Source organism: Vibrio sp. CAU 1672 (genome assembly GCF_029223195.1).
Lineage (GTDB): Bacteria > Pseudomonadota > Gammaproteobacteria > Enterobacterales > Vibrionaceae > Vibrio.
The window spans coordinates 119,606-142,839 of record NZ_JARHUF010000004.1 but is presented as its reverse complement, the minus strand read 5'-3'; the positions used below and the strand labels follow the sequence as shown (position 1 = coordinate 142,839).

At 47.5% G+C, this 23,234-nt stretch carries 16 protein-coding genes and 1 pseudogene; 7 read left to right on the top strand and 10 right to left on the bottom strand.

Annotated features, from left to right (window positions below):
• The first annotated feature begins 600 nt into the window (after positions 1 to 600).
• The 5 genes from P2G85_RS06015 (at position 601) to P2G85_RS05995 (ending at position 6,311) form a co-directional block, all read left to right on the top strand.
• Positions 601 to 1,461, top strand: coding sequence for an endonuclease/exonuclease/phosphatase family protein (locus P2G85_RS06015; RefSeq protein WP_275863192.1), 861 nt, complete (start codon positions 601 to 603; stop codon positions 1,459 to 1,461).
• Positions 1,462 to 2,095: 634 nt separating this feature from the next.
• Positions 2,096 to 3,484, top strand: coding sequence for a PTS transporter subunit EIIC (locus P2G85_RS06010; RefSeq protein WP_275863191.1), 1,389 nt, complete (start codon positions 2,096 to 2,098; stop codon positions 3,482 to 3,484).
• A 338-nt stretch (positions 3,485 to 3,822) separates the two neighbouring features.
• Complete coding sequence (locus P2G85_RS06005; RefSeq protein ID WP_275863190.1) at positions 3,823 to 4,830, top strand: permease; 1,008 nt, start codon at positions 3,823 to 3,825, stop codon at positions 4,828 to 4,830.
• A 9-nt stretch (positions 4,831 to 4,839) separates the two neighbouring features.
• Positions 4,840 to 5,076, top strand: a complete 237-nt coding sequence (locus tag P2G85_RS06000) for a thioredoxin family protein (RefSeq protein ID WP_275863189.1) — start codon at positions 4,840 to 4,842, stop codon at positions 5,074 to 5,076.
• A gap of 185 nt (positions 5,077 to 5,261) precedes the next feature.
• On the top strand, positions 5,262 to 6,311 hold the full coding sequence (locus tag P2G85_RS05995; RefSeq protein ID WP_275863188.1) for a DUF4382 domain-containing protein: 1,050 nt from the start codon (positions 5,262 to 5,264) through the stop codon (positions 6,309 to 6,311).
• A 71-nt stretch (positions 6,312 to 6,382) separates the two neighbouring features.
• Here P2G85_RS05995 and P2G85_RS05990 read toward each other — a convergent pair whose 3' ends face one another.
• Positions 6,383 to 7,102, bottom strand: a complete 720-nt coding sequence (locus P2G85_RS05990; RefSeq protein WP_275863187.1) for an SIMPL domain-containing protein — start codon at positions 7,100 to 7,102, stop codon at positions 6,383 to 6,385.
• Between the two features lie 489 nt (positions 7,103 to 7,591).
• Between P2G85_RS05990 and P2G85_RS05985 the strand changes: the two genes are divergently transcribed.
• Positions 7,592 to 8,629, top strand: a complete 1,038-nt coding sequence (locus tag P2G85_RS05985) for a TRAP transporter substrate-binding protein (protein ID WP_275863283.1) — start codon at positions 7,592 to 7,594, stop codon at positions 8,627 to 8,629.
• Between the two features lie 76 nt (positions 8,630 to 8,705).
• Here P2G85_RS05985 and P2G85_RS05980 read toward each other — a convergent pair whose 3' ends face one another.
• The 8 genes and pseudogenes from P2G85_RS05980 to P2G85_RS05950 form a co-directional block, all read right to left on the bottom strand.
• Entirely contained in the window at positions 8,706 to 9,884 is a 1,179-nt protein-coding gene (locus tag P2G85_RS05980; protein ID WP_275863186.1) for a sodium:proton antiporter, read from the bottom strand.
• A gap of 222 nt (positions 9,885 to 10,106) precedes the next feature.
• A complete protein-coding gene (locus P2G85_RS05975; RefSeq protein WP_275863185.1) occupies positions 10,107 to 12,860 on the bottom strand; it encodes a cation-transporting P-type ATPase in 2,754 nt (917 codons plus the stop codon).
• A 462-nt stretch (positions 12,861 to 13,322) separates the two neighbouring features.
• Positions 13,323 to 13,466: a hypothetical protein gene (locus P2G85_RS05970; RefSeq protein WP_275863184.1), complete on the bottom strand. Its 144-nt coding sequence runs from the start codon at positions 13,464 to 13,466 to the stop codon at positions 13,323 to 13,325.
• Positions 13,467 to 14,530: 1,064 nt separating this feature from the next.
• Complete coding sequence (locus P2G85_RS05965) at positions 14,531 to 15,298, bottom strand: hypothetical protein (RefSeq protein ID WP_275863183.1); 768 nt, start codon at positions 15,296 to 15,298, stop codon at positions 14,531 to 14,533.
• A gap of 153 nt (positions 15,299 to 15,451) precedes the next feature.
• Positions 15,452 to 15,541: pseudogene (locus P2G85_RS21495) on the bottom strand (serine recombinase); the annotation flags it as partial.
• A gap of 66 nt (positions 15,542 to 15,607) precedes the next feature.
• Positions 15,608 to 16,138: a GNAT family protein gene (locus tag P2G85_RS05960; protein WP_275863182.1), complete on the bottom strand. Its 531-nt coding sequence runs from the start codon at positions 16,136 to 16,138 to the stop codon at positions 15,608 to 15,610.
• Positions 16,139 to 16,611: 473 nt separating this feature from the next.
• Complete coding sequence (gene glmS / locus P2G85_RS05955) at positions 16,612 to 18,444, bottom strand: glutamine--fructose-6-phosphate transaminase (isomerizing) (RefSeq protein ID WP_275863181.1); 1,833 nt, start codon at positions 18,442 to 18,444, stop codon at positions 16,612 to 16,614.
• Between the two features lie 114 nt (positions 18,445 to 18,558).
• Entirely contained in the window at positions 18,559 to 19,320 is a 762-nt protein-coding gene (locus P2G85_RS05950) for a DeoR family transcriptional regulator (protein WP_275863180.1), read from the bottom strand.
• A 432-nt stretch (positions 19,321 to 19,752) separates the two neighbouring features.
• Here P2G85_RS05950 and pykF point away from each other — a divergent pair, with 432 nt between their 5' ends.
• Positions 19,753 to 21,165, top strand: coding sequence for a pyruvate kinase PykF (gene pykF, locus P2G85_RS05945; protein WP_275863179.1), 1,413 nt, complete (start codon positions 19,753 to 19,755; stop codon positions 21,163 to 21,165).
• Positions 21,166 to 21,307: 142 nt separating this feature from the next.
• Here the strand turns inward: pykF and P2G85_RS05940 are convergent, their stop codons facing one another.
• A complete protein-coding gene (locus P2G85_RS05940; protein WP_275863178.1) occupies positions 21,308 to 23,188 on the bottom strand; it encodes a diguanylate cyclase in 1,881 nt (626 codons plus the stop codon).
• Positions 23,189 to 23,234 lie beyond the last annotated feature (46 nt).

Below are 23,234 nucleotides of genomic sequence, written 5' to 3'. Positions count from 1 at the left end.
CTAAGACTTATCGATTATCCAAAGCCACAACGCTCTTGCAGTATAAAAAAACACGATGATGTATACAAACTTCAACAAGGCGGCCCCGATGCCGACTTTGAATAAGGTGGCAATAAAAGCCAGGATCGCTAGGGAAATGACAATTTTGTCAAATAACCCGATTCCTCTTTCTGATGACATAGGCTCTTTTTACTAACGGATGACTAAACTGGATATGTCCCGCGATCATACTACATAATGATCATTCGCCCTGATAAAAACTTAAGCGATTACGCAGTCATCCCCTCAACTCAGCTCCCTGCCAGACCGATCCTGCGCCAGGCTCTGCACTTCTTAGCTTCCGGGTTACCGATACACTGAATATACCGAGGCCAACCGCGCAATAATTTTCATTCAAAAAAAATAATTAAAACAAACTCATAAACACTTTACCCCTCCACCTCTCTTTTCAGCCATTTGAAGTACGTCGCAATTATTTGTGATCTGCAACAACAAGCGCATCAAAATTGCGTGATTATCATCACGGTAGAAAACTATATTTCGGATCAATAATTTACTAAACAAAATAACTAACTGCTTAATATTATCCAGAGGAAAGATATGAAATGTAAGAGCCTGCTAATTCCTTTATCTTTTGCCATAACCGCCACGGCAATGGCAGGAGGACATCGCGAACCTTATCAAGCCCAAACGAATTTGATTAATAAAGCTTATACTGAACAACAGGCACCTACGATTCGTGTTGCGACCTTCAATATGGCTGCTGCTCGTGTATCAACATTGACTGAAATTGCGCAAGCAATCAAAGCGCTAAATGCCGATATTGTGGCAATCCAGGAAGTTGACGTATTAACCGGCCGCAGCGGCAGTGTTGATCAGCCGAAACAACTGGCCAAGCTGACCGGGCTTAATATTGAGTTTGGCCGTGCGATTGATTTTGACGGCGGTCAGTATGGCCTGGCCATCGCTTCAAAACACCCTATCCTGAAAACTGACATCACTCAGCTTCCTTCCGGTAATCGTGAACAGCGGATCGCATTTGAAGCCCACATTGATGTTCCTGGGTTTGACGCGCCAATCACGGTTTTCAATGCTCATTTAGATACCAAAGAAGATCCAGCAATGCGGGTGGATCAAGTAAGAAAACTCAATGATACGGCGATTGATAGCCGCGGCATCAAAATATTGCTTGGCGATATGAACGATGTGCCCGAGTCTGCGACTTATCGGGAGCTTTCTCGCTACTGGAATAATATTACCGATGAAAACACGGACTTCCGCAGCTGGCCTGCCGGTAACCCAGAAATTCAGGTGGATTACATCATGACCAGCAAAGCACAAGTGTGGGCGATTAACGATGTAGTGGTACCGCAAAATACCGCGCCATATGCTGATATCAATTGGCCAGCGGTGACAGACCACCTTCCAATAATTGTTGACATGAAAATGATGGAGCAATAATTCCGACGGTTCCCCTGACCTGTAAATTTAAGGCACGACTTTGTCTAAGCCGTGCCTTAACCATTCACTTTCTGCTTTTATTCATACCTGTAGCATTGGCCACAATTTAAGTCACTAATGTAATGGCATTTTATTTTTAATTTGTATCCGTAATGATGCTCCATAATATTTGTCATCAATCCCCGGATGTAAATACACTAATACCGCGCTCAAGCCTGACTCTGGCAACCCCTAGGGGCTCATTTCCAGGCGATAGATCCAACGGCTTATCTGCCTTAATTTACCCAATTAAAAACAATACCTTAACCTGTTATCGCAGGCTCACCACCAGAAACCAACCAGCCACTAACTGCCGGGATATAGCCTGGCGTTAACTAGGCTAATCTTCACCGTCGCACCGCTTTTTTCGCAAACAACATTAACAAAACCGCATCAACCTGAAAGCGATCACAATTATTCGCTCTGGTTATAAAAACTCCATTTTATGTGAGGTCACTCGAATATTTTTTTATTTCACTCCTTAAAATAAACCGCAGTCGAGGGCAACATTCGACTCAGATCAAATAAATAAATTACTGAACTAATCGCTTTAATCTGTAGATTAAGCTCCATATTGAAACACGGGGGTGTAAATATGAACGTTTTCGGCACTATGCAGAAAATGGGGAAATCTCTAATGCTGCCGGTGGCATGTATGCCAGCGGCGGGGATTTTACTTGGCATCGGTGGTAACTCTGAGGTCGCAAAATTCTTACCTGAAATTGTCGCACAGATCATGACCGAGGCCGGTCTGGGTGTGTTTGCGAACATGGCGCTGCTATTCGCCATCGGTGTAGCTCTTGGCTTCACAAAAAATGATGGTGTTGCTGCACTGGCCGCTGCACTGGGTTACCTAACTATGTCTCGCGTACTTGGCGTGGTTGCTGAAGGCACCGATGTAGGTGTATTTGGTGGTGTAATCATGGGTTTAGTGGCAGCACAGCTGTTCAACAAATACCACAATATCAAACTACCGAGCTACCTGGGCTTCTTCGGTGGTAAACGCTTTGTCCCTATCGTAACGTCTCTGGCGGCGTGTATTGTTGCCGGTATCCTAGCGGTTGTTTGGCAGCCAATTGGCGCTGGTATTGCGGCGTTCTCACACTGGGCAGCTTACCAATCTCCAGAACTGGCTTTCGGCATCTACGGTTTTGTTGAGCGTTCACTTATCCCGTTCGGTCTACACCACATCTGGAACGCGCCGTTCTTCTACGAAGTTGGTTCATTCACAACAGCTGCTGGTGAAGTCGTAACTGGTGAAATCCCACGTTACCTTGCTGGTGACCCAACTGCGGGCAACCTGGCTGGTGGTTACATGTTCAAAATGTTTGGTCTGCCAGCAGCATGTCTAGCGATGTACATTACTGCTAAACCAGAGAACAAGCTAAAAGTAGCTTCTATTCTTGGCTCTGCAGCACTGACTTCATTCCTAACTGGTATCACTGAGCCAATCGAATTTGCCTTCCTGTTCGTTGCGCCAATCCTGTATGTTGCTCACGCTCTGATTGCAGCGACAGCATTCCCAGTGATGATCATGTTGGGCATCAAACACGGTACAACATTCAGCCACGGTCTGTTCGACTTCACGCTACTGTACGGCAACTCTTCAAACGGTATGCTACTGATTGCAATGGGCCTTGTATATGCAGCTATCTACTTTGTAGTGTTCACCACGCTGATCAAAGCACTGGATCTGAAAACAGTCGGTCGCGAAGAAGAAGATATGGGTGAAATGGCTGAGCTGGAAACTTCTGAGCAAGCACAACTGGTACTGGAAGCTTTCGGTGGCAAAGACAACATCGTTTCAATCGATGCATGTATCACTCGTCTACGCATGACAGTAAAAGATGAGACTAAAGTAAATCAGGAACGTCTGAAAGAACTTGGTGCCACGGCAGTTGTACGTCCATCTGAAAATAATATGCAGGCAATCTTTGGTACCCACTCAGAGATTCTGAAAGGAGAGATTGAACCTCTGCTGTAATATCCCCAAAAACAACTACATGAATGCTCCTGTAGAAGTTTGACCCCACTCCTCGGAGTGGGGTTTTTCGTTCTGGCCAGAAAATAGATGCCAGAGCGCGGTTTGCGGCGCTGCTTCACTGATTGGGAGATGCAAGCCGCTGTTAACCACGCGATACACCTAAAAAGACAATACCTGCCTCTGCCGCTTCACCAAGCAAATATATTCACCACTTCCGGCGAAACTCCCCCAAACTAACTAGAGAAGAACAACAACAACCACACCTATTCCGCCGGTTACGTGTGTTATGAAAAAACGTACGGACCATTCAGGCGAAATGTGCGGTTTGGGGAGCCGATATGTTTGAAATATTCAGCAGTTTAGCCGACTGGTTCACCTACCAGATTTTTGGTATGCAAACCGGCAGCAAGCTCGCCGCTGCCATGCATTTTTTTATCGAAGATACCAGCAAAATCATGGTGCTGCTGGTGGTGATGATTTATGTGATCGCCCTGTTTCGTGCCTCACTGAACATCGGAAAAGTGCGCCATTACTTAGCCGGAAAAAAACGTTGGTTTGGTTACCTGGCCGGCAGTTTTTTCGGCGCAATTACGCCCTTTTGCTCTTGCTCCAGTATTCCGGTATTTCTCGGTTTCACCTCCGCCGGGATCCCCCTGGGTATTACGATGGCATTCCTGATCACCTCCCCGCTGATCAACGAAATCGCGATTTTGCTCTTGTTCAGCTTACTCGGATGGAAGTTCACCCTGGTGTACCTGATCACCGGTATGCTGATCGGCGTATTAGGCGGCTGGTTGCTAGACCAACTTGGCGCAGAGCGCTGGCTACAACCACTAGCAGTTAAGGCCATGGATAAGGCGCACACCAACCCACCGGCAAGCAACTGCGGGCCTCCTTCCTCCGCTGACGGGGCTACAATGACATTATCCCTTCGCCATCAGTTCGCCAGGCAAGAGATGTATAACATTGTCGGACGAGTATGGAAATGGGTATTAATAGGTGTCGGTATCGGTGCTGGCCTGCATGGTTTTGTGCCTGACGGCTGGGTTGAAACACACTTGGGCGCAGGCCAGTGGTGGTCGGTACCGGCGTCAGTATTACTGGGCATTCCGCTTTACTCAAATACCACCGGAGTGATCCCAATTATGGAAAGCCTGCTCAAAAATGGCTTACCGGTTGGTACCACCCTGGCGTTCTGTATGAGCACGGTTGCAGCAAGTGTGCCCGAATTCGTTATGCTAAAACAGGTGATGCAATGGCGGCTGCTGGGGTTGATTTTTGCCCTGTTGCTGTTCGCATTCACGCTGATGGGCTGGATATTTAATTTGCCGTTCTGGCAGTTTTAGGAGATGAAGATGAAAGTATTTAAAGTTTTGGGTTCAGGATGTACTAACTGCGTTAAAACCGCGGAACTGATTGAACAGGTAGCCCAAGAACACGGCATTGACGTCCACGTTGATAAGGTTACCGATATGGAGGAAATCATGAATTACGATGTGTTGACCACCCCCGCCGTGGTGATGGATGGCCAGGTCATGCACTCCGGCAGCGTTCCGACACCCGATGCGGTATTAGCCTGGCTGAAAATCTGAACCCCGTCGGCATTATCCGGCCTCCCGGCAGGAACAGAGCATTAACTGCCTGTACAGATAATTCCTGCTGGGACGCCAACTTTCCCACTTTTGATAATTAACTTAATAATAACGGATAAATGACATTGCCAGGGCAAATCAATACTACCCTTTCCATACGTTTGTAAGGATTGCTCGAGGCTAATATGAAAAAAATAACTTATCCCCTACTCGCCATCTCTGGCGGTTTGTTGCTGGCTGGCTGCGGTGGCGACAGCTCATCTTCCTCGCCCGATATGACAACCTTTTCGCTTGGCGTGTCTGATGCCCCGGTTGATGATGCCAATAAAGTGGTAATGGGCTTTCAGGATGTGGTGCTGGTACCGATTGATCCGGAAACCGGTGAGCAAAACGGTGCTCATATCCTGATGGATGCACGTGAAAATGGTCAGCTCCGCCAGGTAGATTTGATGCAGTACCAGGGCAGCAATGCTGAGACCATCATCAGTGAGCAAGAGCTTGCTCCGGGTCATTACGCAATGTGCCTGTACGTCAAAGAGGGACGCCTGCTGGGCGATACTTCGACCTCATTCGTTGAAAAAACCGATGGCAGCATCAAAGGGCTGGTGGTCAATAACCAGGGCAGCTGTTATGGTTTCAAACCAGAACAAACTGATCAGGGCACACTAGTGTTTGCCAAGCCCAGTGAAGCGATTGAAATCGCAACTGGCTTCAACAGTTACATCGTCGAGTTTGATTTACGCCGCGGGCTGGCTGATCCACAAGGCCAGGATCATATGAACATGCAGCGCAACGCTGTTACTTTGGTCAATGCATCAGAATCCGGTCACATCATTGGTACGGTCAATCCCGTTCAGTACGATGCCTGTGTCGCCGACAGTGCGACCTTTAATGCGATCAATGATGTCGAGGCTGTGCATGCCATATATTTATACGCAGGTGCCATGGATCGAACCACCATGGGGGATATGGGCGCACCAGAACCGTATAACACCCCGGTGGCCATCGCCAGTGTCAACGATTCGGAAGATGAAGAAGGCAACCGCGTTTACGACTACGAATTTGGTTTCGTCGGCCCGGGTACCTATACCCTGGGCTACACCTGCACCGCGTACGTCGATACGCCGGAAAACCATGAAACCGCAGAAGACGGCTTCCTGATCTACCAGCACTACACTCCGGTTGAAGTCGTTTCAGGTGAGCATACCGAGCAAGATATCGATCCAATCCTGTAATGTTTTAACTCCGATATCGGCAATACGACACGCCGCGCCTGATAAGGCGCGGCGTGTTAGCCCGATACGCGTCAGTCCGATAAATAGTACTGAACCGTTGACACCACCCGGACTTTTTTGATTTGCGGAGTATTACTGTCCCGGCTGCTAATCGAAAACTGCCCTTGTGATGCCTGCTTGATCTTACCTAATGAACTCTGTGAATCCTTGGCAAATTTCAACGCCACCTGGCGCGCATTTTTGGTCGCCTCTTCGATCATCTCAGGTTTAACGTCATTCAACTGGGTAAAACTGTACTCAATGCGGTTCTCATAAGGATCCTGATTAAACACCACCCCTTGCTTGCCCAACTGGCCAATACTATTGATCGCCATTCGCACCACTTCCACCTCTGTACTGTAGACAGTCAGTGTCTGCGACGCCAAATAACGAAACTCCGCATCGCGCTCGCCGCCGTACTGCTGGGCTTTACGGTCGATCACTGACGGCGATGAGAGCGAAACCCGGCTGCGGTTGATGCCATGATCAGCCAAAAAGCTCATGATCAGTTCAGTTTGTTGATCGATTTGATCAAACATGGCACTCATGTCGTTGCTCGCCACGGTAAATTTGATTGGCCATATCACCGTATCAGCCGGATACTCTCTTTCCGACAGCCCTTTCACTGTCACCACTCTTTCATACGCTTTATACTGAATCGCCGTTTGCTGAATGAAAAAACCCAGCATGCCTAAGCCAATGATCACACTTAAACCCAACCAGATAGCACTCTTATTAGAAACGCCCTTCATTTATCCCCCTGAATATCACTTCCGAACCAACGCAATGTCCAAGATAGCGCAGTTTCGCCACCAAAAGCCCAATCCGGGGCACAGTTTTGCCCTCCGCTGATGCGGCAAATCTGACTACAACTAACAGGCTATGCATTGATAATTGCTGACTTCCGGCCTGGACTTGGCCTTACAACGCACCAGAGGCAAGGCAATGAAAGCACCGCCACGCGGGTTTGTTGCCGTGATTACCGCAACACTTTTTAAATGACGATTTCACACTCTCCCCCCGCCATCTATTCACTGAAATTACCCAGCCCATGCATAACAGGCAGAGGCTTCGGCTGAATACCAACGACATGCCAGCAGGTTACTCTGCTTCGTTCATCGCTACACATCAGCAGCAGCATTGATTCGTTAGCCACTTATACCGACTCTATTGATGAAATAATAACCACAACAAGGAAGCCAAACATGCTCAAGCTATTACCCCGCTTGTTCCCCAAACTGATGATGCTGCTGATCGCCCTGCTCCCCTTCCAGCTACAAGCGAAAGAGACCGTCTATCACCTGAAACTCGCCGAAACATGGGGCCCCAATACCCCGATCCTCGGTGACGCCAGTAAGAACATGGCCAGACTGGCGGAGCAGATGTCCAATGGCCGGCTCCGGATCCGCATCGATTCGGCCAACAAACACAAAGCGCCGTTTGGGGTGTTTGATATGGTCAAATCCGGCCAGTATGATCTCGGCCACTCCAGCTCTTACTACTGGAAAGGCAAAGTCCCCAACACGCTGTTTTTCTCTTCGATGCCATTTGGCATGATAGCAACCGAACAGTACGCCTGGTTTTATCGTGGCGGCGGTATGGAGCTGATGGCGCAGGTCTACGCGCCACACAATCTCCTGTCATTCCCGGGAGGAAACTCCGACATTCAGATGGGCGGGTGGTTTAAAAAGGAAATTCACTCGCTGGATGATTTACAGGGCCTGAAAATCCGTATTCCCGGTTTTGCCGGTGAAGTCATGGCAAGGGTCGGAGCCAAACCGACCAATATTGCCCCGGGCGAGCTGTATACCTCACTGGAGCGTGGCACGATAGATGCGCTGGAATGGGTGGGTCCGGCCTTTGATCTGCGCATGGGATTTCAAAAAATCGCGCCATACTACTACACCGCCTGGCATGAACCCGGGTCAGAAACCCAGTTTCTGGTCAACAAAAAAACTTGGGCGAAACTACCTGAAGACCTGCAAGTTATCCTGGAAACCGCGTTCCGTGTTGCCGCTTTCGATATGTACACTCAAGCCGTGGATGCCAATGCCAGCAGCTGGGCAACAATGCAGGCGGAGTACCCCGACATAAAGGTGCGAGATTTCCCGCCCAAAGTACTGCAGGCAATGCGACAGGCCACGACCGCTCTGCTGCAGGAACAGGCGAATAACGATCCGTTGGCCAAACAAATCATTGATTCACAGGCCAGCTATCTGAGCAAAGTACGCGCATGGACCGATATTTCTTCTAAAGCTTATTTGGACAGTGCCCAATAAACCATCTTAACCTCTACGCAATAAAAATGCCGATCACTCACGGTGATCGGCATTTTACCTTGGGGGCCAATCGACTTTATGCCTGCACCCGGACGGGCGGCTGGATCAGAGCCTCTTGCTGATGACCTTCAATCAGTCGTTTAACCAGCAGAATAAACCCTCCGGTCATCACCAGGTTCAATGCCAGAGCCAGCATAGAAATGGTAAGGACCGGCCCGCCAAATCCATAGCCGATACTGATCATGATCACCCCAGCACCAACTTCACCACGCGGGCACATCGCCAATGACAGAGCCAGACGCTCCCTAAGGCTGGCCACCTTGCGGTAACAAAACAGCGGGAACATTTTGCCTACATTGGCGATAAGGGTAATGATCAACACGTGTTTGGCAATTTCGCGGATCCCCATGGAATCCAGCCCAGCGGTGACACTGGTGTTTTCAGGCGAAATGGCTACCGGACCAAACACCTGTGGTAACGAGAGGCCCACCAGCACCATAAAGCACCCCGCGACCACGGTTGATATCTTTTCATCACGTTGGGATTCATGTTGGGACTTCATCAGACATCCCAGGACAAATGCCGGAAGTAACACTTCAAAATGCACTTTCGTTCCGAGATAGAAAAGCTCACAGCCGAACGTGATCACCACAGAGTACAGCAACACCATCGGCGCACTGGATGGGATCGCCCACTGGTGCAGATAGAGATAGCCCGCCGCCAGCATTGCAATCATCAGCAGCAGCATCAGACCCATCATCGGATTCCAGCCGACCACGAGGATCGACAGCGGGATCATCAGTAGCACCGTATCCAAGTCATCAAAAATCGCCAGTACTCTCGCTTTGGCAAATACCCACGTAGCACCCAAACCTGCCGCCGCGAGCATCGCAAACAGCACACCGGCAGAGGTAGGCGCGGCAAAACGGCCGATAATGAACAGCTCCTTCCACACCTCACTGCTGGTCCACATGGTCTGCGGAAACAACACCAGCAGAAAATAGAGAACCACACCAATCCAGGGGAAGGTCGCCGTCGTCATCGCGACGACGTAATCCCAGCCATATTGCCTTAAATTGTTTTTGTCGATCTCAAACTCTCGCCCGACGTTAATCATGATGTAGCTCAATGCTACCATGGTCAGCGCAAAGATAACTGGCTGGATGCTGGCGTAGCTGTCAATGGTCGCTGGCAAAAGCTGTGACATGATCAGGCCAGCCAATAACAAAATTGAATAGGTGATAACTTTGTACACGAATAGCTCCAAAAAAAAAGAGTAGCCACGGCTATCAATGGCTACTGCTGGGAGTAATGGCCGACCTAGCTCTGGCAGCTTGATATCATGGTCAGCCCGGCAAATAACCCTAGGAAAAACTTGGCAAAAGAACGATTGGCTTTATCTTCATCTCGCATATATCCCCCTTGTTTTCACGCTTGATTGATACTGGCATGAGGCGGTTAACCTCATGCCGGGAAGTTAGACAAACTTAATTTTGGTCAGCTCTTTCACCCCGGATAACACCAGCGTCGGCAGTGACGAAGCCAGGATAATACCTATCAGGTGGGCTGCACTCAGCGCCTGTGTGGCAAAAATAGCCTGACCCACTCCGCTATAAATCACACCAAGTGACAAGCTGGCAGAGATGGCCACCGCACCAAGCAGTTTTTTGTTGGTGAATGGATTTTTGCGATACAGCGAGCTGAACGTTCGTGAATCAAACAGGTGCCAGAGCTGAGCAAACACCAGCATCGCAAAGGCCATGGTTTGTGCATATGCCGCGCCGTGACCGGACTGCAGTGCCCAACTGAAGGCCAGGTAGCTCATGCCGCCCAGAGCCAGGCCACGAATCACAATCCGGGTACCAAGATGGTCAGCAAAGAAACTCTCATTACGCTTGCGCGGTTTACGTTCCATCAGATCTTTCTCTTCCGGTTCTACCCCCAATGCCAGTGCTGGCAGGCCGTCAGAAACCAAGTTGATCCATAAAATCATCAGCGGTGTCAGCGGCAGGATCACCGCCGGTCCCATGGCTAAAAACGCAATCAGGATCACGGAGACTTCACCTACGTTGGCCGTCAGTGCCTGGCGGATAAACTTACGCAGGTTATCGAAGATCTGGCGTCCCTGACGCACTGCTTTGACAATCGTGCTGAAGTTATCATCAAGCAGGATCAGATCACCCGAATCTTTAGCCACTGAAGTACCGGTAATGCCCATCGCGACACCAATATCCGCTCTTCGCAATGCAGGCGCGTCATTCACCCCATCCCCGGTCATGGCGGCAACTTCATTATTTTCTTGCTGAGCCTGAACAATCCGCAGTTTGTGCTCTGGGGTAACGCGGGCAAACACCGCCACTTTCGGGCAGATTTCACGCAGCTTGTCGTCACTCATTTCATCCAGCTCGGCTCCGGTGACCACCAGATCCTCTTCACTACGGATAATGCCTATTTCGCGTGCAATCGCAGCGGCGGTCAGCGCATGGTCACCGGTGATCATGACGGTACGAACGCCTGCGTCGTAACAGCTGTTCACCGCATCACGCACCTCAGGACGAGGGGGATCCATGATGCCGAACAGACCGAGGATGGTGACGTCTTTTTCCAACTCCTCATGATCTTTCTCCAGATCCGCATCTGACAGCTCACGAACGCCTACCGCAAGGGTGCGCAGTGCCTGGTGGGCAAAGTCCTGGATCGCAGCCTCATAGCTTGTAACAAGCTCTTCTGCCGGGTTGCTGGCAAGAGCCAAACTACCATCGGTAGCACATGGGGTACGTGCTACCACGGCACCGTTGACCATAAAGCCAGAGGCATTTTTCAGGACCACATCGGGCGCCCCTTTAATTGCCAGGAAGTGTTTACCATTCGCCGCTCGCACTATCACCGAAGCCATCTTACGTGCCGAGTCGAACGGGTATCGTTCCACTACACTGAATTTTCCGCTGTCGAGCAGCTCGCGCTGTTCAAGTCCTGCTTTTGCTGCCGCGACAATCAGGGCACCTTCGGTTGGGTTACCGCGCACTCTTGAATTGTCACCATCCTGAATATACTCCGCATCATTACACAGCGTCGCGACAGTCAGGCCATGCAGCATTTCCGGGCTGTCACTGACCCGGGAGGCATGGGCAACCGGCTTGAACTCACCTTGCGGTGAAAAACCTTTGCCCGTCACTTCCCAGTAGCGGCCACTGGCATCATACGCTTTCATTACCTGCATTTGGTTCTGGGTCAGGGTGCCGGTTTTATCGGAGCAGATCACGGTGGTCGAGCCCAGCGTTTCAATCGCTGATAACTGTTTCGCCAGGGCGTTGTTTTTCACCATCTGGGTCGAGCCCATCGTCAGCACGATAGAGATCACGGTTGGCAAACCTTCAGGGATCGCCGCCACCGACAGAGAAATACCAGTATTGAGGATTTCCAGCCATGGCATGCCATACATCAGGCCAATGACGCAAATCACCCCAACGATACCTAACGCGGCCACCATCAAAATTTTCGCGATGGTGTCCATCCGCTCCTGCATCGGCGTTTTGGTTTCTTCAGTATTGGCCATCATATCGGCGATATGGCCGACTTCAGTTTGCATACCGATGGCAGTGACCAGTCCTAAGCCAGTACCAGAGGTCACGATAGTGGTCATAAAGCCCATATTAACCTGATCGCCCAGCCCAATATGTTCATCGTCCAGTTTCGCGGAGGTCTTATCCACCGGCTCAGATTCACCGGTTAACGCCGCTTCATCAACCGAAAGCCGGTTGGCTTCAATAATACGTACGTCAGCCGCAAGAATATCACCGGTACTGATCTTTAAAATGTCGCCCGGCACCAGTTCTTTCGCCGGAACATCCACCCATTCGCCATCACGTCTTACCTGGGCGCTGGGCGCTGCCATTTCACGCAGCGCTTCCATGCCTTTCTGCGCCTTGAACTCCTGCCAAAACGCAATAATGGCATTAATAAAAATAATGACGGTAATCGCAACCGCATCCACCAGGTGACCGGTAAAGAAAGAAACAACCGCGCCAATGGCCAGAATAAAAATCAGCGGGTTCTTAAACTGATGTACAAACAGCTCCAGGGCTGATTTCTTATCCTGCTCCTGAATCGTATTGGCACCATACTGTTCCTGACGGTTTTTGACTTCTTCAGCAGACAAGCCCTGCTCAACCGTTGACCCCATCATCGATAAAGAGGTGTCAACCTGTTCGGTAAACCACTTTTTTGTCATTGTCTTCTCCAACTCGGATTATTGCCTGCCATTGCTTCGTTTAATGTCATGGCAGAAAATAAACATTACCTTCTTAATTACAAATTATATATTCAGGCTGAAAATATAATTTGCATTTAGAATAAATTAATTTTTATTTAAATTACCCCAAAGCAATATTATTGTAATTAGATATCGAATCAGAAAAACAGTGTTCAGAATGCTTCCTTGATCAAAATCAATTATTCGCACCACTCCATTTAAAAAGCACATTTAAATTGAAACCAAATACAAATAAGAGCCAGTTCTAACAGAATTTACACATCTACTTTTCCGAAATATTGCGAAATGTTTCACACTAAGCCATATAAATTAGAAATAGTACGGATGTAGCAATAAGCAGCACTTATTGATGAACTATGGCCACAAAAAAAGAGCGGCTATTTCTAGCTGCTCTTTTTATTAGAGGTAAACAAATGATGGTTATTCGTTACCTTCCAAGCCCATGATTAGCGCCGGATCCGCGGCATTAACACCTGTGGCTACGGTCAAACCTGCCAGCAAGATAAATAGTGCGTATTTGCCAGCAATAATCATCATACCAATTGTATTTATGATTTTATGCATAGAACTACCTCTCTAAGTAGAGAAAAGAATTAAAGGCCTATATAGCTTTTGTTATATATTATCCAAATCAGGGCAATATGTAACCATTGTCAATGTGTAAAAAATGAACTTTAAAGAAGAAGTAAGAAGGGCGTCATATTTATTTAAATGACAAAATATTCAATTACAGGCGTCCATTAATTAATAATATATTTCCCAAGCAATCATTCAAAATACAAACAAACTTAAACATATAATTTAGAATAATTCATAATTCCTGGTATTAGTTATCCCTTAATTCTTAGCGACAAATTATCTGCATTTAATTTCCAGGCTTGGCTACCTTTCCGCAACTGCTGCCAGCTGACTTTCATGATGCCATCGTGTTCAGCTGGTCTTACTGTCAATGCCTCCAGATCAACCAGCAGGTGCTTCATTCAGGATTACGTGTCCCCTTACAGCTCCCCCCCCTAAACGCTATGGCAGACGCACAGAAGGCCAATATTGTATCGTGCTACCTCAGCAGCAAACGACGCGGCGCACACAGCCCGCCCAATAACATTACCACTGATACGACGGCATGCAGCCTCAGGCCCGTCGTTCTGAATGTTCCGAATAACCCGTTAAGGTACACGCCCAGGCTGAAAACAGCCCGTTATACGCTCTTTTATAGCGGTTTCCTACAATGCTTTTTTTAGGCGAAATAACATGGAGACAAACTGGATGGGATAAAAAAGCCGAGGCACATGGCCTCGGCTTTTGCTTACTGTCGGAGGACAATAAACTTTGATCGAAACGTGCCTTTTCAAGCGATTCGTAGGCTATAAAAAGCTAAAGTTTGATCATTTTTAAGATGTACTGCTACCAGATGCACTGTGGAAATGACAATAAATTTTGCTCAATCTCTAACAAGCTTTTGGACAAAACCTTGTCAGTTACATTACTAAATTAGGATGTAACTGATTAGATGAAGTATGGGAAAGTAACGCTAACTTAACCGTACGGGAACAGTTGGCTAAAATTTGAAATGGAGCGAAACTTAGCCAACTATTTTTTATCCTTTTGAGCGACTTGCTATGTGTTGTCTAAGGGCAAATAGTGCTCCAACGTTGGGCGCTTTGCAAGACACCAGTTGCACGAACACAATCTGCAAACTCGTTACTACACAATCTTGCCCAAGGTTCAACAGTATCTGAATGATGAAAGAGTGAGCATGTGTAACTTATTTGACCACCTTGCAAGCTTGAATTTGCAAAAGAAGCAATGCATTCTGAGTCCGCTTGACAAAGATTAAAACAACTTTTCCCAGTGTCACCTAGCTCATCCTCTAAAGGTATAGTTGTGGTGTTAGCAATGAAACCACCCTCTAAGATCCAGTAGAATTCGCCATATCTTGGCTCAACACTCAACAGGCCATTATTCGGCTCCAAGTTGCAACTAACCGCATTTTGTCCATCTCCAACGTCAAACGTAGATCCAATTTCTGTCAGTGTACCAATTGGGTTAGTATGACTAGCGGAAGGACAACCAGTGGGGTATTCACCTAAATTCGCAAGAGCTTCGCAAATATGCTGGTGATTGAAATCAGCATCGGGATTTTGAGTCACCTGTGTTTGAAAAGTGCAATCTTTAACATCCCAGACACCATCAGCATTAATGTCTTCTTCTGGATCATTGATTCTGTTGGAATTAGAATCCCAACAATTAATTCCATCAAGACCATCGAGACCAACAGTACCAGACTTACCATCATCTCCCTCAAGCGGACAACCAGTAAGCAGTATGGGAGTTAGTAAAAAAAGCAATGCTTGTTTAAAAATTCTATTATTGAGTATTGAGTATTGAGTATTCATAAGCTTATCTCCAATCCGTAAGATTAAAACTATCCATCACTGTACTTATAAGCCATAACCCCTTTCACTATCAATGAGATATTTCATGAATTGATAGGTAAGTATAATTTCTATGTTATTTATAGCGTACCTGTAGTGGATTAGGGGTATGAAGCCCAATGAACGTTCAATTGCTAACTTCTTCGCCACCCGTATTGCTGTACGATCCGAAACATTGGTGAGTTTGGCGGTATCACTTCCTGATTTAGTTCCATCGAATTACGCAACAAAGCCCAAATGTGAGTTCAGCATACGTTGGCAAGTAGCTATTTAGTTGCGATTTTTCCACTCAGACTTAAGCACGCCATACTTTACAGAATCGTAGTATTTCCCTTGATAATATCGAACCTTGCGTAACACAGCTTCTTGTTTAAAACCAATTTTTGAGGCGAGTGCCATCATTCTTGGGTTACCAGACCATGTTGTCATACCCACACGCTCAATAAAATGATTCTCAAATAAATAATCAACCCAAAGAGAGATCGCTTCGGAAGCTATTCCGTTGCCCCAATATTCTGAATCATAGATAACAACACCCGCCTCAAGCCAACGAGTTCTTTCACACTCCCAGTAACTGTTTACCGTCCCTACGGGTACATTATCAAATGTTACAACTTGTAGGCTAGCCCCCTCTAGAAGTCTTTGAAACACGCCTGTTTCGAAAACTTCTATCGTTGGATGAGTGTATGGAAAATATGGTCCATTGAACTTAGTCCACTCGTCATTTGATGTGATCAATAAATACAAGACTTGTAGTTCATTGGCTCTAGCGGGACGAATTTGGACTCTACTTTCTTGCACAATTACTCCTTGTTATTGTTGTTGACCAGCTTTATAGGCCTGATTATCTGATTTATGTTGCTACCTTCTGTTATGAAACTCAATAGATATCATTCCTTGTGTGAATAACTGAGCGTTTCGAGTTAGAGTCACGGCACATTACCGTACAAATACCAAAAGTACTTATTAGATTTATTTAGTCTAGTGCCGCCTTAGCGAGATAGTACACCCTTTGGGTCTAAGAAGGTTTGGGGCAGAAGTGCTTCAGAGTGATTTTTGCAAGAACCTCTTGCAAAATTGAGGGGGTGGAGTTTGTCCAACAAGCTGTTGGACAATTGGGCAAAGGCGTGTTTGCTATAGTCGGTTCACATCACCTCTGCCAAGTGAACTGATAAAGGAAAAGTGACAAACTTAATTGTAAATGATCAGACTTAATTGGAATCGAACAAACTATATTGTCTTCCGACACTTACAACGATAATAACAGTAACAAATTACTCAACCGTCACCGCTTTTGCCAGGTTACGCGGCTGGTCAACGTCGGTTCCCTTGATCAGCGCCACATAGTAAGACAGCAGCTGCATCGGGATGGTGTAGTAGATCGCTGCAGTAATTTCACTCACGTGTGGCATGGTGATGATCTTCATGGTTTCGTCCGCTTCAAAGCCAGCGTTCTCATCGGCAAACACATACAGCAGGCCACCACGGGCACGCACTTCTTCAATGTTCGACTTCAGTTTTTCCAGCAGATCGTTGCTTGGAGCAACCACAACCACTGGCATATCGGCATCAATCAGCGCCAGCGGGCCGTGTTTCAGCTCACCGGCCGCGTACGCTTCAGCGTGAATGTAAGAGATCTCTTTCAGCTTCAACGACGCTTCCATCGCGATTGGGTAAAACTCACCACGACCAAGGAACAGGGTGTGATGCTTGTCAGCAAAATCTTCTGCCAACGCTTCAATGTCTTTTTCAAACGCCAGTGCCGCTTCAATCTGTTTTGGCAACGCGTGCAGCGCATCAACGATCTCTTGTTCTTTCTCTTGGCTGATGCGGTTTTGCTGCTTACCCAGCGCCGTGACTAACATCAGCAGGGCAGAAAGCTGAGTGGTGAACGCTTTGGTCGATGCCACACCGATTTCCACCCCCGCACGGGTCATAAAGGCAAAGTCTGACTCACGCACCAGTGAAGAGCCCGCGACGTTACAGATGGTCATCGCCGCCATGTAGCCTTTCTCTTTTGCCAGACGAAGCGCCGCCAGGGTATCAGCCGTTTCACCCGACTGAGACAGCGTGATCAACAGGCTGTTAGGACGGGTCACAAATTTGCGGTAACGGAACTCAGACGCGATCTCCACATCACAGCTGACACCGGCAATGTCTTCAAACCAGTAGCGGGCCGTCATACCGGCATTGTATGAGGTACCACAGGCTACGATCTGCACGTGTTCAACCTTACTCAGGATCTCTGCGGCATTCACTCCAATCGCTTCGGTCACTACCGAGTCGGCGGTGATACGGCCTTCCATGGTATTGATCAGCGCGGTCGGCTGCTCATAAATCTCTTTCTGCATAAAGTGGCGGTACTGGCCTTTGTCACCGGCATCATGTTCCGCGTTAGATTCTACGATTTCACGCTCAACACGCTCACCTTTCTCATCAAATACCGTCACTTCGCGACGAGTGATTTCAGCCACATCGCCCTCTTCCAGGTACATGAAGCGGCGAGTCACGTTAAGCAGTGCCAACTGGTCTGAGGCAAGGAAGTTTTCTCCGACGCCAAAGCCGATCACGATCGGGCTGCCAGAGCGTGCCACGACGATACGTGAAGGATCGTTACGATCCAGTGCAACTGTACCGTATGCCCCCTCTAGCTGCTGCGCGGTTTTTTGTACTGCTTCCAGCAAGGTTTCAGAAGTACGAAGCTCCCACTCCACCAGGTGAGCAATCACTTCAGTATCAGTCTGAGATTCAAACACGTAGCCACGCGATTGCAGTAGCTCACGCAACTCTTCGTGGTTTTCGATGATGCCGTTATGCACCACGGCGATATCGCCCGACATGTGTGGGTGGGCGTTAGCTTCCGAAGGCTCGCCGTGTGTCGCCCAGCGGGTATGGGCAATACCTGTACCGCCAATCACTTTTGCTTCTTCTACCGCATCCGCCAGTTCTTGAACTTTACCCAAGCGACGAATTCTGGTCAGGTTGCTTTCACTATCGACAATCGCTACCCCCGCCGAGTCATAGCCGCGGTATTCCAGACGACGTAAACCTTCCACCAAAATTTCAGCAACATCTCGTTGTGCAACTGCACCGACGATTCCACACATGTGTTTATCTCCGTTTATGGTTTTATGCTTCCCCGACCGCGATCTGATAAAAAGCAGCAAGCAGTGCTAAGTTGGGCTGAGGGAAGTGAATATGAAAATAGTTGTCTATTTAAATTAGGCGCAAATCACTTTTACGCCACACTGTTCGATTTTCGACTTATGGTCAGCAGACAATTCTGCATCGGTGACCAGGACATCAATCTGCTCCCACGCCAGTTCGAGGTTGGGGATCTTACGTCCGATTTTTTCCGATTCAATCATCACGATCACTTCGCGCGAAACTTCCGCCATCACCTTACTTAAGCCAACCAGTTCATTAAACGTGGTCGTGCCGCGTTCTAAATCGACGCCATCAGCACCAATAAACAGCTGATCAAAGTCATAAGCACGCAGCACAGATTCGGCGACTTTGCCCTGAAACGATTCCGAATGTGTATCCCAGGTGCCGCCGGTCATCAGCAGGGTAGGTTCACTTTCCAGTTCATTCAGGGCGTTGGCCACATGTAGTGAATTGGTCATCACCACCAGACCGCGCTTGTCATTCAGTTGCTGGATCAACGCCGCGGTGGTACTGCCACTGTCGATAACAATGCGATTATGGTCACGGATCAAGGATGCAGCCGTTTTAGCCAGATTTAGCTTTCGAGTCGAAACATTGGGCTGGAGCTCTTCATGGATGACTTCGGTCGGGATGGCAATCGCCCCGCCATATCGGCGCAGCAGCTGGCCATTTTTTTCTAATGACGCCAGATCCTTTCTGATGGTGACTTCTGAAGTCTCAAACCGCTGGGAAAGTTCATCGACGCTCACCTCTCCCTGCTCACTGACTAGGTTGGAAATCGCGTGTCTTCTTAGTTGGGTGTTTCGTTTCGACATTGTTAGTTTGAACAATAAGTTTCGATTTGAAACTTATTATAGTCAAACCGAAACTTATTCGTCCATTTATTTTGAACCAAAAAATTAATATTTCTCGATAAAACCTTGTCCTAAGACAATTCTTAGACAGTGATATTGGATTCATTCAGTGGTAGAATTCGCGACCGAAAAGAAAAAAAATTACAGAAATGACCGTTATTTTTTTGCAACTTTCTGCATATAAAGTGGAGCCAGTCACAAAAAGATAACCAAAATTGCCCAACGCTTGGTCATAAAATGACTAAACTTGGTGAAAGACTTTCAGAATCTGAAGCGTGAAAAAATAGCATTAACGGTGAAATGGCAGGCACTAAATGTCATTGTAATTCCCTCCGCTTCAGTAGTAATAACCAACTTTCAAATTGTAACTATACTTACCGGAGAGTATCTTCCATGAAAAAGACCAAAATCGTTTGTACGATTGGCCCTAAAACTGAATCTGTAGAGAAACTAACTGAACTAGTAAATGCAGGCATGAACGTAATGCGCCTGAACTTCTCTCACGGTGACTACGAAGAGCACGGCACTCGTATCGCGAACTTCCGCAAAGTAATGGAAGCTACAGGCAAACAACTGGCAATCCTTCTAGATACTAAAGGTCCAGAAATCCGTACTATCAAACTAGAAGGCGGCAACGACGTTGATCTAGTAGCTGGTCAAGAATTCACTTTCACAACTGACACTTCAGTTGTAGGTAACAAAGACAAAGTTGCAGTAACTTACGCAGGTTTCGCTTCTGACCTGAACGCTGGTAACACTATCCTGGTAGACGACGGTCTGATCGAGATGGAAGTTATCGCAACAACTGACACTGAAGTTAAGTGTAAAGTTCTTAACAACGGTGCTCTAGGCGAAAACAAAGGTGTTAACCTTCCAGGCGTTTCTGTAAACCTACCAGCTCTGTCTGAAAAAGATAAGAACGACCTTAAGTTTGGTTGTGAGCAAGGCGTTGACTTCGTAGCGGCTTCTTTCATCCGTAAAGCTTCTGACGTTCAAGAAATCCGTGACGTACTGGCTGCAAACGGCGGCGAGAACATCCACATCATCTCTAAGATCGAAAACCAAGAAGGTGTTGATAACTTCGACGAGATCCTAGAGCTTTCTGACGGCATCATGGTTGCTCGTGGTGACCTGGGTGTTGAAATCCCAGCTGAAGAAGTAATCTTCGCTCAGAAAATGATGATCGAGAAGTGTAACCGTGCACGTAAGATGGTTATCACTGCAACTCAAATGCTTGATTCTATGATCAACAACCCACGTCCTACTCGTGCGGAAGCAGGCGACGTTGCTAACGCAGTAATGGACGGTACTGACGCAGTAATGCTTTCTGGTGAAACTGCTAAAGGTAAGTACCCAGTTGAAGCAGTAACTATCATGGCTCAAATCGCTAAACGTACTGACTCTGTACTACAAGCTGAGCTAGGTTCTCGTCTGGACAGCCCACGTCTACGCATCACTGAAGCAGTATGTAAAGGCGCAGTAGACACAGCTGAGAAACTGGCTGCTCCACTGATCGTTGTTGCAACTGAAGGCGGTAAGTCTGCACGTTCAGTACGTAAGTACTTCCCAACTGCAAACATCCTGGCTCTAACTACTAACACTAAGACTGCTGCACAGCTGGTTCTGACTAAAGGTGTGACTCCAGTAGTTGTTGATTCTATCCAGAGCACTGACGCGTTCTACGTAGCGGGTAAAGAACTTGCTCTAGAATCTGGTCTGGGTAACAAAGGCGATATCGTTGTGATGGTTTCTGGTGCTCTAGTCGCTTCAGGTACAACCAACACTGCTTCTGTACACGTACTATAAGACTGAAGAATTCCATCATCAGTTAAATGAAAAAGAGGGCTTCGGCCCTCTTTTTGTTTATGTGTAGGATCAGACGGATGCTTTTACACCATAACTGCTTCTCTGCTACCTGAGAATCAAGACCTGCCCAAGCCACAAATTCTCAGGCGATGTCCGCGTAGCTCTCACACAGTGATACGCAATTTCTACCTGAGCTTTTCGACTCATACAAAGCAATATCGGCACACTTATAAGTGCGAGTTTGATTTGCAGTTAAATCACTAAAGCCGACACTGATGGTCACTGAAAGCTGTGGATGACGCTCAACCGCCTTTCTCAGCCGGTTCAACACAATCACACCCTCCTCGATATTGGTATGTGGCATGATCACCGCGAACTCTTCCCCGCCGACCCGGGCCACGAAATCAGTACTACGTACCCCTCTCGACAGCACTTCGGCCACCAGGCGGATAACATTGTCCCCTTCATCGTGGCCGCATTGATCATTAATCCGTTTGAAATGGTCAATATCAATCAGCGCAAGGCATGCCGGCGGCACCTCCGGATAACGCTCCATCATGTTGGCCTGCTGCATTAACTGCTCTTCAAATTTACGTCGGTTCCATAGTCCGGTTAAGCCGTCTTTTTCACTCAAATGGCGTAATTGCTCTTCAAGTTTTTTACGCTCGGAAATATCAACCAACGAAATGATGTAATAACTGACTTTACCCGATGTTGCCTTGATCGCTTGAATGCGCATAATGGCGGTGAAAATATGGTTGGCCTGGGTCCGGCAACGCACCTCCCCTTCCCAAGTACTTTTTTCACATAGTATCTGGCGAATTTGAGTAATATGGTTTTCATCTTCCGGTAAAAAAATCAGATTGTGCGCATGCCAGCCCTCAACACGATGATTCGCATAGCCCATCATGTTTTCAAATTCTTGGTTAACCAGCATGATCCGGTGGAAGGTATCAGTGATCACTACCGCGCTCATACCATCCAGTGCCGCGCGGGCCAGCTTGGCTTCAATACTGTAACGACGATAGTGGGTAGCTAAAGCGGTCACCGGCAGGGCAAAGATCAACATCGAGCTGAGAACAAAAAACGCCTCTTGCATCAAACCGGCGGCATCTTTCTCAGCGCGAGCCTGTAACTGGTATTCAGAGAGATCAATCAACAGGTAAAACTCTTCTCCTAGCTGAAAGTGCATATGCTGATAAACCAACAATCGCTCTTCACTCTCGATGTAGCCGGAAGGCATCTGCTCTATACGCTGCCATATTGCAGGGGATTGTTTTTTGAGATTGAACTGCGCACGTTCCGGAAGTAATTGACCATACAGCTTTCCGGAATACGGACTGGCAATATAATTGCCTTGCTTGTCCAGCATCTCGATTTGGAACCCGCTCGCAAGTGAGTAATTTAAACGCTCAGTTAAATAACGTACATCCAGATGGAAAAACAAATATCCTTTGCGCTCACCATTGACTGCAATAGGCAGCATCACCCTGAGAAAAGGGTGGTAAGGATAAGTAAACTGACCATCAGTTTGGCTCAACTCCATCGGCCAGGATCCGACCTGGAAATCTTGCAGTCCCTGGGCATACTTAAAATACAGACTAGACGATTGATCTTTCAGCTCCAAGGCTGGCTCTGCGATACCGGTGGTCACATCATAGTTAATACCGACTTTCTCATGCCCGGCTAAATCGACAAAACGCAGTTGGGAAAAACAATTCTGATTAATGGCAACCGAACTCCATACCTCTTCCAGTACAGAGAGATTGACGCGGGAGGGAGCCTGAATGTAGTCGTACAAGCTCTGGCTATGTCCGAGCAGATCACTGATTGACGCAATCTGAGCCTTGAGGTCATTATACTTATTCCCGGTATAAGCCAACTGTTGCAAGGCATCTATCGCGGTATTCTGTACATTTTCCTTCACCAACGCTTGATACTGTTGGTGATAATAGATCGCGGTAAAGGCGCTAAAAAAAAGCGTGGTCGTCAATAAAGATCCAATCAATCTCCTTATTTTCACGTTACTCCCATGCCTTATCAATCATTCAGGCCGAGATTATAGCACT

Bases quoted from the DNA above. Each gene is read 5' to 3' on its own strand.
- P2G85_RS06000 (WP_275863189.1), top strand. From the start codon at position 4,840: ATGAAAGTATTTAAAGTTTTGGGTTCAGGATGTACTAACTGCGTTAAA.
- P2G85_RS05985 (WP_275863283.1), top strand. From the start codon at position 7,592: ATGATGCTGCTGATCGCCCTGCTCCCCTTCCAGCTACAAGCGAAAGAG.
- P2G85_RS06015 (WP_275863192.1), top strand. From the start codon at position 601: ATGAAATGTAAGAGCCTGCTAATTCCTTTATCTTTTGCCATAACCGCC.
- P2G85_RS05995 (WP_275863188.1), top strand. From the start codon at position 5,262: ATGAAAAAAATAACTTATCCCCTACTCGCCATCTCTGGCGGTTTGTTG.
- P2G85_RS06010 (WP_275863191.1), top strand. From the start codon at position 2,096: ATGAACGTTTTCGGCACTATGCAGAAAATGGGGAAATCTCTAATGCTG.
- P2G85_RS05975 (WP_275863185.1), bottom strand. From the start codon at position 12,860: ATGACAAAAAAGTGGTTTACCGAACAGGTTGACACCTCTTTATCGATG.
- P2G85_RS05990 (WP_275863187.1), bottom strand. From the start codon at position 7,102: ATGAAGGGCGTTTCTAATAAGAGTGCTATCTGGTTGGGTTTAAGTGTG.
- P2G85_RS05970 (WP_275863184.1), bottom strand. From the start codon at position 13,466: ATGCATAAAATCATAAATACAATTGGTATGATGATTATTGCTGGCAAA.
- pykF (WP_275863179.1), top strand. From the start codon at position 19,753: ATGAAAAAGACCAAAATCGTTTGTACGATTGGCCCTAAAACTGAATCT.
- P2G85_RS05965 (WP_275863183.1), bottom strand. From the start codon at position 15,298: ATGAATACTCAATACTCAATACTCAATAATAGAATTTTTAAACAAGCA.
- P2G85_RS06005 (WP_275863190.1), top strand. From the start codon at position 3,823: ATGTTTGAAATATTCAGCAGTTTAGCCGACTGGTTCACCTACCAGATT.
- P2G85_RS05950 (WP_275863180.1), bottom strand. From the start codon at position 19,320: ATGTCGAAACGAAACACCCAACTAAGAAGACACGCGATTTCCAACCTA.
- glmS (WP_275863181.1), bottom strand. From the start codon at position 18,444: ATGTGTGGAATCGTCGGTGCAGTTGCACAACGAGATGTTGCTGAAATT.